Annotated in this window: 12 protein-coding genes; 8 read left to right on the forward strand and 4 right to left on the reverse strand. The window is 32.8% G+C overall.

What is annotated here, in order from left to right; all coding sequences use genetic code 11:
* The first annotated feature begins 333 nt into the window (after positions 1-333).
* Positions 334-1,131 carry a polysaccharide deacetylase family protein gene (locus OCV48_RS10195; RefSeq protein ID WP_021982954.1) on the forward strand — a complete coding sequence of 266 codons (798 nt, stop codon included), beginning with the start codon at positions 334-336 and terminating at the stop codon, positions 1,129-1,131.
* Between the two features lie 62 nt (positions 1,132-1,193).
* On the opposite strand, the gene OCV48_RS10200 is transcribed toward OCV48_RS10195, so the two are convergent.
* Together OCV48_RS10200 and OCV48_RS10205 are read right to left on the reverse strand one after the other, a co-directional pair.
* Positions 1,194-1,952: a YlmH/Sll1252 family protein gene (locus OCV48_RS10200; protein ID WP_262559633.1), complete on the reverse strand. Its 759-nt coding sequence runs from the start codon at positions 1,950-1,952 to the stop codon at positions 1,194-1,196.
* Between the two features lie 13 nt (positions 1,953-1,965).
* Positions 1,966-3,318, reverse strand: coding sequence for an MATE family efflux transporter (locus tag OCV48_RS10205; RefSeq protein ID WP_262559636.1), 1,353 nt, complete (start codon positions 3,316-3,318; stop codon positions 1,966-1,968).
* A gap of 191 nt (positions 3,319-3,509) precedes the next feature.
* Between OCV48_RS10205 and OCV48_RS10210 the strand changes: the two genes are divergently transcribed.
* The 4 genes from OCV48_RS10210 (at position 3,510) to OCV48_RS10225 (ending at position 11,489) form a co-directional block, all read left to right on the forward strand.
* Positions 3,510-4,400: an AraC family transcriptional regulator gene (locus OCV48_RS10210; protein WP_021982957.1), complete on the forward strand. Its 891-nt coding sequence runs from the start codon at positions 3,510-3,512 to the stop codon at positions 4,398-4,400.
* Positions 4,401-4,434: 34 nt separating this feature from the next.
* A complete protein-coding gene (locus OCV48_RS10215; RefSeq protein ID WP_021982958.1) occupies positions 4,435-6,168 on the forward strand; it encodes a S8 family peptidase in 1,734 nt (577 codons plus the stop codon).
* Positions 6,169-6,316: 148 nt separating this feature from the next.
* Positions 6,317-6,496 (forward strand): hypothetical protein, encoded by a 180-nt coding sequence (locus tag OCV48_RS10220; RefSeq protein WP_147591866.1) that lies wholly within the window; start codon positions 6,317-6,319, stop codon positions 6,494-6,496.
* A 340-nt stretch (positions 6,497-6,836) separates the two neighbouring features.
* The gene (locus tag OCV48_RS10225) at positions 6,837-11,489 is read left to right on the forward strand and encodes a DUF4011 domain-containing protein (RefSeq protein WP_147591867.1); all 4,653 of its coding nucleotides are present in this window, start codon (positions 6,837-6,839) and stop codon (positions 11,487-11,489) included.
* 159 nt (positions 11,490-11,648) lie between these two features.
* Here the strand turns inward: OCV48_RS10225 and pdxT are convergent, their stop codons facing one another.
* Both pdxT and OCV48_RS10235 read right to left on the reverse strand, forming a co-directional pair.
* The gene (gene pdxT / locus OCV48_RS10230; RefSeq protein WP_147591868.1) at positions 11,649-12,212 is read right to left on the reverse strand and encodes a pyridoxal 5'-phosphate synthase glutaminase subunit PdxT; all 564 of its coding nucleotides are present in this window, start codon (positions 12,210-12,212) and stop codon (positions 11,649-11,651) included.
* Positions 12,213-12,530, reverse strand: coding sequence for a beta/alpha barrel domain-containing protein (locus OCV48_RS10235; protein WP_021982960.1), 318 nt, complete (start codon positions 12,528-12,530; stop codon positions 12,213-12,215).
* A 37-nt stretch (positions 12,531-12,567) separates the two neighbouring features.
* Here OCV48_RS10235 and OCV48_RS10240 point away from each other — a divergent pair, with 37 nt between their 5' ends.
* The 3 genes from OCV48_RS10240 to OCV48_RS10250 all read left to right on the forward strand — a co-directional run bounded on the left by OCV48_RS10240 (position 12,568) and on the right by OCV48_RS10250 (position 15,097).
* Positions 12,568-13,053, forward strand: coding sequence for an aminotransferase-like domain-containing protein (locus OCV48_RS10240; protein ID WP_262559638.1), 486 nt, complete (start codon positions 12,568-12,570; stop codon positions 13,051-13,053).
* Positions 13,054-13,192: 139 nt separating this feature from the next.
* On the forward strand, positions 13,193-14,326 hold the full coding sequence (locus OCV48_RS10245; RefSeq protein ID WP_021982962.1) for an ATP-binding protein: 1,134 nt from the start codon (positions 13,193-13,195) through the stop codon (positions 14,324-14,326).
* Between the two features lie 168 nt (positions 14,327-14,494).
* On the forward strand, positions 14,495-15,097 hold the full coding sequence (locus OCV48_RS10250; protein WP_147591870.1) for a DUF3877 family protein: 603 nt from the start codon (positions 14,495-14,497) through the stop codon (positions 15,095-15,097).
* The last annotated feature ends 27 nt before the right edge of the window (positions 15,098-15,124 follow it).

Consider the following 15,124-nt stretch of genomic DNA (forward strand, 5'->3'; position numbering starts at 1 on the left):
AGACTCTCATATGCCTTAGCTTAGTAGGAGTAAATGCTGTCATTAGCATAGTTTGTTATTAGGCATATAATTTATTAGGAAAGAATATATTATTACTAATAAATATATGATTTCAAAACTATGTGACAACATCTGGTTCAGAACTTCTTGTTTACAGGTCATATATTATGCGAATTGCGACTTTAGGCGAATATTTTATATAATTTGTACGATGAAAGCGAACAAATTATATAAAATGTCCGACTAATGGAGTGAGAGCAAAATATATGACCTGTAAACGTCAATAATTGAATATATGATACGCATATTTTGAAATCAGATGGAGAAGTGTTAGTGAAGAAGAAAATTCTACTGATAATCACAATATTTGTCCTTGCATTTTTGTTTGGTAATGGTATAGCGGGAATTATTGATGAATGTGTAAATGTCAGCTTTAATGGAAATAAGTTAAATACCATGAACTGGGGACTTAGCTTTCAGAATGAAGGAAGTACACCGGTCGGAAATTCATCGGCTGAAGAATTGAGGCAATATAATGCCTTTTATGTTGGAAATGAAGATGATAAAAAAATATATCTCACGTTTGATGTGGGATATGAGAATGGAAATACTGAAAAAATATTAGATGCATTAAAGAAACATAATGCTCCTGCTACATTCTTCGTAGTTGGAAATTTTCTTGAAACTAATCCTGACTTGATTAAAAGAATGGCTGATGAAGGACATAATGTTGGAAATCATTCATATCATCATTATGATATGTCTACTCTCTCAAATGAAAAATTCACTAAAGAACTCACAGATGTAGAATATAAATATAAAGAAATAACAGGTAAAGATTTAGTAAAGCTATATCGTCCTCCTCAGGGTAAATATAGCAGGGAAAGTCTTAGTATGGCAAATGATTCAGGATATAAGACAATTTTCTGGAGCCTTGCATATGTAGACTGGTATGATGACAAACAGCCTACGAAAGAAGAGGCATTTAAAAAGCTTTTGGGAAGAATTCATCCGGGTGCAATAGTTTTATTACATAGTACATCTAGGACAAATGGAGACATTCTGGATGAATTACTTACTAAATGGGAAGAAATGGGCTATTCCTTTGGAAATCTTTCGGATTTAGAGTAGGTGACACAGGAGGATAAAGTTGTATAAATAATAGATAAGATAAAGTTAGAAGCTAGAGTGAATTATACGAAGATATGGGCATCTACAAAGAATCGTCCCTTTTTCGTTGTATGAATCGTATCTCCAAAGATAAATTTCCCCATTCCACGAACCGTTATCTTATCTTCAGGTTTTACATTATAGCTGTTATTCTCAGTAATACGTCCATTTACAAATACTCTTTTCTCTCGAATGAGATTCTGGCTCTGGCTTCTTGACAGATTATAAACTTCGCCGATTATTGCATCTAATCTAAGCGATGCCACATTGAATTCTTTGACCTTAATTCTGTTAAATGCATTTTCAGGTATGGTGTCAGTAATGTTGCATTTAACAACTGTATGTTTTACTCTTGTTAGATTTTCTACGATAAATTCAGATATTTTATTAAGGCAGAATACAAATGCCTCATTATCCATAATTATTATATCGCCAAGAGTTTCACGCTTGATTCCGAGATTAATTAATGCCCCAAGAAAATCGCGATGGCTTAGTTCATCAGAGAATTTCTTAAGTACGGGTGTTATGTGTATACAATCAATTGGAAATGCGGTTTCTATATTGCCGAATCTTACTATCTGGCGTTCGCAGAAATTATTTCCACCAAAAAGAGAGCGGTCAACATATGACAGCTCTTTTTCTATGTTATAGTAAGTATTTAATTCTAATAAGCCAAGGAAATTTGTAAAGGTACAAATATCTCTTGAATATGCTTTGTCTGCTAAATCAGCAAAACGTTTCTTTAACTGTTCTTCTTCATTCATATTACATACTACTCTCATTCTGAGCGATTTCTTATACTTTATCTACAATACGTTTGCCTCTCCACGTACCACGTTTCCATCTGATATATACTACCACACCACGTACTATTTCATCAAGTGCCATTGCAATCCATATACCAATTAATCCGAAATCAAATACGATTCCAAACAGATAACCAAGTAATACTGAAACGCCCCACATTGAAGCCATTCCTAAATAAGTCGGGAACTTAACATCACCGGCAGCACGCATACTGTTGATAATTACAAGGTTAGCAGTTCTTCCGATTTCTAAGAAAATACATATGAACATAATCTTGTGCCCTAAGTTTACGACACTTGTATTATCTGTAAATATTCCAATAGTAACAGGACTTATAAGGAAGTTTATAAGTGCAATGGTTATTGAAATAATCATGGATTTTTTTAATGTAGACATAACTTTTTTATATGCAAAATCATATTCATTTGCTCCGATTGAATGACCTACTACAATAGCAGTAGCCATAGCAGCAGATATTGAATACAGATATGCAAAGTTACTTAACATTGTAGCATAAATCTTAGTATTAACAGCAACAACGGATAATGAATTGACGAAACTTAAAATTATAAGTTGTGCTATATTATATGAAATATTTTCTCCGGCAGTAGGAAGTCCTATTTTAAGCAGTTTCTTCAATACATCATATGGAAATGGAATTAGGTATTTAATGGAAATCTGTCCATCAATTTTGATGATGAAGAATATTATTGAAATAATAACTGCAACAAATCGGCTGCAAGTGGTTGAAATAGCAACTCCTTCTACACCTTTGTGTAAGTATTTGAGTGGTCCGTACAAGAACATATAGTTACCAGCAATGTTTACAAGGTTCATCACGATTGCAATAATCATGCCGATTTTTGTCTGACCGTTACTTCTGAATATCTGTGAAAATGTATCAAAGATAGCCTGAAGAAATATAAAACCACCGACTATTTTCATATAACTTGTAGCATCAGGAAGCATTGAAGTTGGAACTTTCATTAAACCTAAGATAAACTGGTTAAAAATTAATATTAATGCACTTATTATTCCACTTAACAAAAGGTTAAATGTAATCGAAACGGTGTAAATCTGATTTAACTTTTCTTTGATTTTTGCACCAAGATATTGGGCAACTATAACGCCTGTAGCACTTGCAATAATGGAAAATGCAAGAGTAAGAAAGCCGATAATCTGGTTGGCATTACCGATTCCACCGACTGCTGTATCAGAATAATTACTTATCATTAAAGTGTCAATATATCCGAGACACATTGATAATAGTGACTGTACAAAAATCGGCCAGCCTAATTTAAATAATGATGTATTTTTAATATCTTTATTTGACGTTTCCATAACAATTCTCCATTCCGCAGACATAGACTGCATTTATTTTTTTCATATCGCTGTTGTCATTATACAGTCAAAAATAGTAATATATCTACAACAATAATGCTAAAAAATAACACAATCTTGCTAAAAATATAAAATTAGCATATAATTACAGGTATTAAGATAAGACTATATAAAAATGAGGTGACATAAATATGAATCACGAAGATTTTATGAAATATGAGGAGAAAAAAGGACATGGTACTTATATGCTGCCATTTGCAGTGTATGGAACATTAATTCCGAATAACGGCACGTTTTTTCCTGCACACTGGCATGATGAAATAGAAGTTATATATGCAAGGGAAGGTCATTGTATTTACTATGTGAATTTTAAACCATATGATTTATATGAGGGAGAAGTGCTTATTATTCCGCCGGGAGTTATACATTCATTTGAGCAGAGTGGAACGGAACGTTTTATTGGAAACTCAAGTGTATTCAGTCTTAATATGGTGAATAACAGTACAGTTGACGTATGTTCCTCAAAGTATTTTATGCCGCTGTTTAATAATGAAATTGTCTTGCAGATACATATGAAAAATGGTGAAGAGCATACAGAAAATATCAGGAAAATTGTAGGGAAATTTCAGGAATGCTATTACGATAAGGCAGATTGCTACGAAATACAGTTAAAGATTTATCTTTTGGAATTCTTTAAATATTTATTTGAAAACAAATTATATGAAAATTCAGGTAAAAAATCGTCCCTTATTAAAATGAGTGATAAAACCAAGGTAATAATAACCTATATAGAAGAGCATTTTATAGATAAAATCACATTAGATGATTTAGCAAAGCTGACAAACCAGAGTGTATACAATCTCTCGCATTCATTTAAGTATTGCACAGGACAAAGCCCAATGGAATATATTAATCAATATAGGCTTTCTGTGGCTGCGAAGAAGTTAGAATCAACTGATGAACCAGTAATTAATATAGCGACAGATACAGGATTTAATAATGTCTCGTATTTCAACAGAGCATTTAAGAATAAATTCCAGATGACACCGACACAGTATAGAAGATTTGGACATAATATATAGATATATTATAGGATTATGAATTTGGGGATAGAAAATGAGTAGTCAGAAATATGAAGATATGCTTAATTTAGCACTTGATACTCCTGAGGGAGACAGAGAGCAGAGTAAGACTCTGAATGTAGGTTTCGACAGTATAATAAATACATGGGAAGTAATCGTAAGATATAATGGTGATATAGAATTCCTTAAAAGTAACGGAGTAAGTATCATATATTTGTCAGGTAATTATGCAATCCTTACAGTACCCGATAATTTTATAAGGAATCTTAATTCCTATAAGGAGATTATATACGTGGAAATGCCGAAGAGTCTGTATCTTACAGTAGCTAATGGCATACGAACTTCCTGTATTAATAATGTGCAGGTCAGAGAATTCTCAAATCGTGGAGGGTTGTTTGGTGAGGGTGTCATATGTGCCTTAATTGACAGTGGCATTGACATATTTAATGATGCTTTCAGAAACAATGATGGAAGCACGCGAATCTTAGAAATCTGGGATCAGAACATAAGTGGTAATCCACCAGAGGGGTATACGCTTGGAACAGTATTTACAAAGGACGATATTAATGATGCACTTAGAAGTGGTAGGTTTAGGTCAAGGGATGTATCGGGGCATGGAACTCATGTGGCAGGAATAATGGCGGGAAATTTCGCATCGAATAAGAATAACAGTATAGGGATAGCAACAAGAAGTCCGATAATTATGGTTAAGTTAAATACTTCGATTAATAATGGCTTTCCAAGGACCACAGAGTTAATGCAGGCAATTAATTATATCTATCAGGCAGCAGTAAGGTATAATATGCCTGTTTCGATTAACATAAGCTTTGGTAATTCCTATGGTTCTCATGATGGAACTTCGCTTATAGAGACATTTATTGATGATATATCTAATTTATGGAAAATGTGTATATGTATTGGAACAGGAAATGAGGGTGCAGCGGCAGGTCACACTAAGGAGATATTTAAAATAAATGATGAAAAAAGTATGAGATTCACCATAGGTGAATATGAAAGTAATATAAATATCCAGATTTGGAAGAACTATGAAGATGTATTTGAATTCACTATTACTGCACCGGGAAGAGTTAATTCAATTAAGATTGACAATGTTGTTGGAAGTATAAAGAGAAGATTGGGTTCTAATAAAATTCTGATATATTATGGAGAACCATCGCCATATAGTCCTTTTCAGGAGATTTTTATAGATATTATCCCTGATATTTCAGTAAATGATTATATAACGCCAGGAATATGGAGTATAGATGTGGCAGCACAGAGAGTAGTGAATGGCAGGATTGATATGTGGCTTCCCGATTCAGCATCATTAAATGAGGATACAAGATTCCTGACTCCATCACCTGAAACAACACTTACGATTCCGTCAACAAGTAATTCAGCAATATCAGTAGGCGGCTATAATTCGTTGCTTATGTCATATGCAGATTTCTCAGGGCGGGGATTTACGAGAGTGGTAGGCAGAATAAAACCTGACATAGTAGCACCTGCTGTAAATATTACTTCAGCGGCAACAGGTGGAGGAGTTACAGAGAAAAGTGGTACTTCCATGGCGTGCCCATTCGTGGCAGGAAGTGCGGCACTTCTTATGGAATGGGGAATTGTACGTGAAAATGATTTATATCTGTATGGTGAAAAAGTGAAAGCTTATCTTATAAAGGGAGCAAGACCATTACCGGGATATACACAGATACCTGATGAAAGAATTGGTTTTGGGGCATTGTGTTTGAGGGATAGTATTCCGGTATAGAAGCTGGTATTAAATTAATTTTAAAATGAATTGAATTAGATGTTAATCTGTGTTATCATTCACATATTATATATTGTTACTGATAGATGTGTAAATATATTATTAATTAGACTATTAGCAGGGATTCAGATGCAAGAGGTAAGGAAGGATGACAACGGCAGAAACTTTTATGAATGCATTTATGAAAAAATTAGATTCAATTGATATTAATAAAGAAAATCAGCCGAATAAAGGTCCTGAACTTACAAATGAATTTGTTGGTAAACAGGTTGAGTTATATACTAATCTAATCAAATCAGAAATCTTTAATAATGCAAATAAAGGATGATTGAGATGCTTGTAATGGTAGAAAAACAGAAAGATTTTCTTTGCAATATTTCCTAAAAATGTTATAGAAATTTATTTTTATACTTGGTGTATTGAGAGAAAGTGCCAATATTTTTGAAATTCATAGTAATGAACATTAGAAGACTGTTAAATGGTATATATGATATATAACAGTTATCGAGTGTTCTTTTTTATTATAAGATTAAAATTAAGAAAATCTGATAAAATGTAAGAAAGAATTTAATGTTACATAAGGTGCAAAAGAGTAATATAAAGAAATAAAATGTACAACAATAAGTAATTAGGCTTGATTGAAATGTTTATAGAGAGAAGGAAAAGGTATGGATACGGAAAAATTAGATATATGGGCCAGCTTATTACTGGATACGGGAAAGAGAAATAATCTGGTGAATTTTAAAGATACAAAGGCATCTACGGTCGAGATTATTTTACCAGAGGCAGAAGAAATTTTTGACAAAGTGGAATCATCAGCTTCTTTTGAAGTATTCAATCCACAAATTGCAGATGATGACGAAGATGAACGTACTGGTGATGATAATCAGGAAGATGATGGTAAATATGCAAAGCAGATAAAACTAAATCGTCAAGGATATATTAATACTTATGGTTCTCATATAAAAAAGAATAATCAAATGCTTTTGTTCAATGCTAATGTAAATCCTGTTAATGCATTGAAGAATATTGATAAAAAGGCAAGGGAACATTTAGAAGAAACAGGTGTTAATGTTGCATATATCGCATTTGGTTTTATTCATTGGAAGGAAAGCAATGACTCAAACTATGCGTATAGAGCACCTATTCTTCTTGCACCAGTAACATTTAGCAATGATTCAGCAATAGAACCATGGTTTATAAAAATGACGGAAGATGATGTAGTTGTTAATCCTACGTTTTCCTTTAAAATGGAGAGAGAATATGGTATGAAATTGCCAGAGTACGAAAATGAGGGATTAGAGATGTACTTAGGTAAAGTCGAACAGAGAGTTGCAAAAATTGGTTGGACAGTGACAAAAGAGTGCAAGATTGGAATTTTTTCATTTCTTAAAATGAATATGTATAAAGATTTAATGGAGAATAAGAAAACAATATTACAGAATAAAAATGTACGTATGATTCTTGGTGAGACCTTTGATTTAGAAGAAGAAGTATCTGTTGAAAATGGAGAACATCATTTAAAAAATGCGTTGGTAGAGCTTCATAATGTTGTAGATGCAGATTCAAGCCAGATTGAGGCTATTGAGCTGGCAAAGGCGGGCGTGAGTTTTGTACTTCAGGGACCTCCAGGGACAGGAAAGTCTCAGACTATTACCAATATTATTGCAGAGTGTCTTTATGATGGTAAAAAGGTACTCTTTGTATCAGAAAAACAGGCTGCTTTGAACGTTGTATATGAAAAACTAAAGCAGGCAGGATTAGAAGAATTTTGTCTTGAACTTCATAGTTATAAGTCAAATAAGAAAGAAGTTATAGACAATCTATGCAAGACATTGAGAACAGCAAAAACAAATGTTTCTTCGAAAGCTGATAGTGAAATTGAATCAAAAATAAAAAGTCAGCAAAAACTAGATTCTTATGAGAGGGAACTTCATATAAATAGGGATGTGATTAACAAATCACTATATCAATTATATGAAGCTTATTCTAGTAATCGTGATACTCCAGATGTAAAAGTATATATTAAAGATATTGACAAAAAGGGTGAGGATTATTTAAAAAATGCAATAGATTTACTAGAGCGATACGTTAAATTTGTTCCATCAATAGGCTATCAATATAGAAACAATCCATGGTATGGTTATGTGAATAAGGATACTTCATATCAAACGAGAGAGAATATAAAGAATAGTCTTATTGTAATGATTGAAGTTATAAATAAATACATAGAATTGCAAAAAGTAATAGAGGAAGAGTATGGAATTGTCTGTAATACTCTTAAACAAACTGAATTGTGGAATAATTTTTTTACATTGGCCTCAGAGAGTCGTATACTTACACCTTCGTTTTTAGAGAAGTCAGCTTGTACATATTTACAGGAGAAACTAACAGATATGAAGGGATTAAGTACAGAAATTGTAGAGATAAGAGAAGTTATTAATCAAAAATATGATGCTGATATTTATAAATTGGATGCAGCAGATACATATAAACGTTTGACAAAAGTGTATACTAATGGTTTTAGAAGATTATTTAATAGTGAGTATAGAAAACTTATTACTGAAATTAAAATTAATGAAAAGAATGGTAAAAAACCTTCTTATCAAGAAGCAATTGAATTAACAAATAATCTTTGTATTTATAATAAAAGACAAGATATGTTTAATAAAATAGAGGAACCATTAAAATCCTATCTTGGTTCAGCGTATAATGGTGTTGACTCAGATTGGAATATGATTTTAACACAGATATCAAGATTAAGGGAATTATTTGATTCGGGAGTAAGTTTTAGCAAGCTTGAGGGGTATACTGACGTTGATTATGAGAAAAATAAATCTGAGTTTGCTATAATTGCAAAACAAATTGAAGAACTAAGAGAAAAAAGCTATAAAGATGTAGAACTTCTTGTGAAGAGTTTTAATAGTAATATGTTTGATATAGAAAACTGCGTATTCGAAAAATTATTAGCAAAACTTAAAGATTGTCTGCAAGAATATGATAAATTGGACAATTGGTGCAGATTTAATGATCTTCTATATGAGTTAAGAAAGGAACAGATAACAGAATTTATAGATGCTACAATTGATGAAAATATAGCAATTGAGGATATTGTCAAGACATATAAGCGTAATTTTTATAGACAATGGATAGATTATGTACAGCATATAACACCTGTACTTTCAGGATTTAATCGAGTGGAACATGATCAACAAATAGAAGCTTTTATTAAGAAAGATAATACGCAGTTTGAAATCAGCAAAGTGCAGATAAGGTCAAAATTATCACGAAATAGACCCTCTCTTGATTTTGTGTCTCCGGGAAGTGCTGTTTCAATATTGTTACGTGAAGGTGAGAAGAAAAGAAGACAGAAAAGTATACGAACTCTTATAGGAGAAACAGGTGAGCTTATACAGACGATAAAACCGTGTTTTCTTATGTCACCACTTAGTGTAAGTACATTCCTTAATACAGAATCAGTGAAGTTTGATACGGTGGTATTTGATGAGGCTTCACAGATTTTTCCTCAAGATGCGATAGGGGCTATTTACAGAGGTAAGCAACTTATTGTTGTGGGTGATTCAAAACAGATGCCCCCAAGTGACTTCTTTAATACTAATAAGAATTTAGATGATAATGATTATGAGGCAGGAGACATAACAGATTTTGAATCTATTTTGGACATTTGTTCAACAACCTTTGCACAGCTTCGTTTGAAATGGCATTATCGCAGTCGTTATGAGCAGTTGATAACGTTTTCAAATAGATATTTTTATGACAATGATTTAGTGACATTTCCGTCATCTACAACGAATAAGAAGTGGATAGGTGTCGATTATTATTGTGCGAAAGACGGTATGTTTGATCATAAAAGTAGGAATAACAGGAGGGAAGCGGAGTTTATTGTTAATTTGATCTATAAAAATATAGAACTTTATCCTAAGCGTAGTCTGGGTGTTGTTGCTTTTAGTGTTTCACAACAGGAATTGATAGAAAAGTTGTTATCAAAGAGACGACAAGATGATCCATCTAAGGAATTCTTTTTTAAACGTGATGTAATCGAGCCGTTCTTTATAAAGAATCTTGAAACAGTACAAGGTGATGAACGAGATACTATTATTTTTAGTGTAGCATACGCAAAGGATTCAACAGGAAGATTGATGCAAAATTTTGGACCTCTTAATCGGGTAGGAGGAGAACGTCGTCTTAATGTGGCGGTTACTCGTGCCAAGATTAATGTGCAATTGGTGGCTTCTATTCATTATACTGATATAGACCTGACTCGAACCAAGGCAGAAGGGACAAAGTTGTTACGAAGCTATCTTGATTATGCTGAAAATGGTGAAATCGCTATGGAAAGAACTATTAGTGTAAATCCATTTGAGCAATTTGATTCTGCATTTGAAATGGAGGTTTATGATTTTCTGAGAGATAATGGTTATGAAGTAGATACTCAGGTCGGATGTTCAAATTTTAAAATTGATTTAGGAATTAAGCGTCCTTCAACATCTGATTATGTATTAGCGGTTGAGTGTGATGGTGCAACATATCATTCGTCTAAAAATGCCAGAGATCGTGATAGATTGAGACAGGAAATATTAGAAAATATGGGTTGGAAATTTTATCGTATCTGGTCAACAGATTGGTTTAAGAACACAGCAGTTGAAAAAGAGCGTCTTTTAGAAGCAGTAAAGAAGGCAATGATTGAGAAAAACCAGATAAAAATCAGTAATAGTGATAGAGAAGATAAAAAAGAAACAGAAATGTTTTTTGAATATCCAGTACAGGAAATACATAAATCATTTCCAAAATATACGCAGGTTGATGTGTATAGTATTCAGCAAACATCCAATTTTCAGGATTTTATAAAAAAGGTAATGGAGGTAGAAGCTCCTATATCTGAGGAATGGTTATTGAAAAGAATAGTATGGAAATTTGGTAGGGAGAAAGTTACTAATGTGGTAAAGAATGACTATGAAATATATATGAATAACTGTAAGAATAATGGTATTATTCGACGCAATGGTTTTTTATATCTGGCAGGTGTGAACGATTACCAGCTTCGTGTACCTAGTGATGGGAATGAAAAAAGAGATATCAATTATATTAGTAGTGAGGAACTTGGAAGTGGTATGATTGAAATAATTAAACAGAATGTGTCAATAGAAAAAGTAAGTTTATATAAGTATTTGGCAAAATTGTTAGGTTTTAACAGAGTGACAGATAAGATTGAATGTAAGATGGATGATGCATTAAAGATGCTTGGAAATTCAATTGAAATTAATGATAACAATATTTCAATGAGAAATATTGAAGAATAAGAGTGAATTAATGCAAGAAGAATTAGGTTGTTTAATTATATATTAGTATGTAAAGCAATTAAAAAAAAGAGAAGTCCATTTATAACTCACACACAATACGTTATAATCAAATGTATGTTATAGACGGACTTCTCTTTTAATGTCCTGTCTAATGTTTTACTACTTTATTAAATCAATAAATGCCTTATGAATACTCAGGTCGTCATTTAATTCAGGGTGAAAGGCAAATGCAAGCTGATTCCCATATTTTACACCAACGATTTTACCATCGACTTCGGCTAAAACCTCCACACCATCTGATACTTCCGATACATAAGGGGCGCGGATAAAAGTCATTGGAATTTCACCGATACCTTTAACAGTATCAGTTGTAAAGAAGCTTCCAAGCTGTCTGCCGTAAGCATTTCTTTTGACAGTTATTGGCATCGTTGCAAGATGAGTTGTATTATCATCATCAAGCTTTTCGGCAAGGAGAATCATTCCAGCACAGGTTGATAGAACTGGTTTGCCTGATAGAATCTGGGCTTTAAGATTATCATACATATTAAGCTCTCTTAGTAATTTACCCTGAACAGTGCTTTCACCACCGGGAAGAATGATACCGTCAAACTCTTTGTTTAAATCTTCTGATTTACGGAGTTCTATAGAGTCTACACCAAGTTTTTCAAGCATTTTTTCGTGTTCAATAAATGCTCCCTGAACTGCTAATATACCAATTGTCATTTATTTACCTCTTTCAGCCATTAATAATGCGATTTCCTGTTCATTGATACCAACCATTGCTTCGCCTAAGTTTTCAGATAATTTAGCGATAAGTTTAGCATCTGTGTAGTTTGTAACAGCTTTTACGATAGCATTTGCACGTTTTTCGGGATTACCTGATTTGAAGATTCCTGAACCAACGAATACGCCCTCTGCACCAAGCTGCATCATTAATGCTGCATCAGCAGGAATTCTTTCAAGTGCCATAACTGCGCATGCACCGGCAGCTTCAGCAATCTTTGCCTGTTCAGATGAAAATGGTGTATCAGATAAAGTCATATATATTAATACATTTACTAAGACATTGGCATTAACGGTGAGAATAAGTTATATGATTCTGCCATCACAGTTAATGGAAAAATTCTATGAAAAACTTGGTTTTTATTCGTGTACGGTTTCGAATTTCGAGCAGTATACACTTGCAAATTTTATGAAAAACGGAAGCTTTGAGAAGCATATTAACCGTCTGAGAACTTATTATCAGAATAAGAGAGAAGTTATCGTCGATGCATTTTGTAACAGCAGACTAGGTAAATACATTGAAATTGAGGGTGACGAAGCAGGTGTACATTTTCTGATGCATATAGACAGTAAATATAGTGAAGAGGAATTCGTAAGGCTTGCAAGGGCAAAAGGTATTAATATGATGCCATTATCGGGTTATTACATTGAAAATGATGAAAATGGAAATGGTAAAAATGCAGAGAATTACAGAAATACTTATGTAATGAATTACTCATCGGTTGATATCAATGTGATAGATGAAGTGGTTGAAACATTGTATGAACTGATAAAGCCATAAGGTATTTAATATACAGGCACTTATAATATGTAATATCAGACAGTTGAAAAATAGAATAAAATTAAGTATACTTAAAAATTGTTAGAAGACAATGAGCATATAAATATAAAATGAATAGTATAAAAAAGGAAATAAAGCAATGAGTATAACAGTACAGGAATTAAAAAAGAAAGATAAAGAGACATATCAGATTATAGACATTCGTGATGAGGTGGAGGTAGCACATGGAGAGATACCAGGTGCTATAAATGTTCCGGCAGATGATATCATTAATAATGATAAGATTGATTTTAGTAAGGAGCTTATCATATGCTGTACAAGAGGAATATATAGTGAAGAAGTAGTAGAGAAGCTTGATGAGAATGGCATAAAAGCAAAGAGTCTTGAAGGAGGATATATTGCGTGGCTGTTAGATGTCATGTCAGAAGATAATGAAAGTGATACGGATTTTGCCAAAGATGTTGAACTTAGCATAAGAAAGAAATTCCGAAAGAAAATCTGGTGCAAATTCACAAAGGCAATTAATGAATACGAGCTTGTAAAAGAGGGCGACAGAATTGCAGTATGCATTTCAGGTGGTAAAGATTCTATGCTTATGGCAAAATTGTTTCAGGAATTAAAGCTTCATAATAAATTCCCATTTGAAGTTAAATTCTTAGTTATGGACCCGGGATATAGTCCTGCAAACCGTCAGGTTATCGAAGAAAATGCGAAGAAGCTCAATATACCGATTAAGATATTTGAATCGGATATATTTGATTCAGTATATAATATAGAAAAGTCCCCATGTTATCTTTGCGCGAGAATGAGAAGAGGACATTTATACAGCTATGCCAGGGAAATGGGTTGTAATAAAATAGCACTCGGACATCATTATGATGATGTAATTGAAACAATACTTATGGGTATGTTATATGGTGCACAAATGCAGACTATGATGCCTAAACTTCATAGTACGAATTTTGAGGGAATGGAATTAATCCGTCCGCTATATTTAATTCGTGAAGATGATATAAAGGCGTGGAGAGATTATAATAATCTGCATTTTATACAGTGTGCCTGCAAATTTACAGACACCTGTACAACGTGTAATAATGAAGAAAATCAGTCTAAGAGAATGGAGATAAAGAAGCTTATAAGCGATTTGAAGAAAGTTAATCCATTCGTTGAGAGCAATATTTTCAGAAGTGTTGAAAATGTTAACTTAGACACTTTAGTTGCTTATAAAAAAGATGGCATTAAACATCATTTCTTAGATGAATATGATAAATAATATAACGAATAATGCCACAAATAATACGATAAACAATATTATAGTAAATAATATGACGATAATATAATGAATACTGCGACAAATAGTATACAGTAAATAATGTGACAAACAATATGACAATAATATAGCAGATAATGTGACAAATAAAATCGGAAAGGTGGAGTAGAAGTGACACTTAAAAAGCATATAATTGATACAATTAAAGAATGGCAGTTGAAAATAGGAAATATAGATACAGATATAAGATTATATTATCCTAAATCGTCCCTGTGTGATTATATGGAAGTGCCTGAATCAGTTTCCAATGATGATTTGTTAGAAATGCTATCTGATTATATGAAGAATAAAGCAGAAGAATTAGGAAATGTTAATATTACCTATAATAAGGACAGATATTGCATTGAAGTCTTAGATAAAGGCTGTAAATATGTTGAGGATAATATTGACACACCGGAATTTTTACCTGTCTTTTTAGCAGCACTTAAGACACAGAAGTTTGAAGAAATATTAGAAGTATTCAAAAGATATGCCAGAGAGAATAATACGGAATTAGTATTTGAAAAGGAAACAGATGGATTAGGTACCGTATTGTATCTGAAAGATGAGAATGTAGAACCATATGTATACTGTGTGGAGCAGGATGATTTTGGTATTACTTATCATAGATTTGCTAAGGATGATTATTTACAGTTAGCAACACTATCTGAAGCGGAAGATGATGTAAAGAGTGGTCGTACTGCACCAATAACAGAAACAAAAGAAATTATATAAAAGATTGCTATGAAGAGGAGAGAAAGA

The organism is Bovifimicola ammoniilytica, assembly GCF_025567085.1.
Lineage (GTDB): Bacteria > Bacillota > Clostridia > Lachnospirales > Lachnospiraceae > Bovifimicola > Bovifimicola ammoniilytica.

Excerpts from the sequence above, each read along its gene's own strand:
- OCV48_RS10200 (WP_262559633.1), bottom strand. The coding sequence starts at position 1,952 with ATGAGAGTAGTATGTAATATGAATGAAGAAGAACAGTTAAAGAAACGT.
- OCV48_RS10205 (WP_262559636.1), bottom strand. The coding sequence starts at position 3,318 with ATGGAAACGTCAAATAAAGATATTAAAAATACATCATTATTTAAATTA.
- OCV48_RS10210 (WP_021982957.1), top strand. The coding sequence starts at position 3,510 with ATGAATCACGAAGATTTTATGAAATATGAGGAGAAAAAAGGACATGGT.
- OCV48_RS10215 (WP_021982958.1), top strand. The coding sequence starts at position 4,435 with ATGAGTAGTCAGAAATATGAAGATATGCTTAATTTAGCACTTGATACT.
- OCV48_RS10220 (WP_147591866.1), top strand. The coding sequence starts at position 6,317 with ATGACAACGGCAGAAACTTTTATGAATGCATTTATGAAAAAATTAGAT.
- OCV48_RS10225 (WP_147591867.1), top strand. The coding sequence starts at position 6,837 with ATGGATACGGAAAAATTAGATATATGGGCCAGCTTATTACTGGATACG.
- pdxT (WP_147591868.1), bottom strand. The coding sequence starts at position 12,212 with ATGACAATTGGTATATTAGCAGTTCAGGGAGCATTTATTGAACACGAA.
- OCV48_RS10235 (WP_021982960.1), bottom strand. The coding sequence starts at position 12,530 with ATGACTTTATCTGATACACCATTTTCATCTGAACAGGCAAAGATTGCT.
- OCV48_RS10245 (WP_021982962.1), top strand. The coding sequence starts at position 13,193 with ATGAGTATAACAGTACAGGAATTAAAAAAGAAAGATAAAGAGACATAT.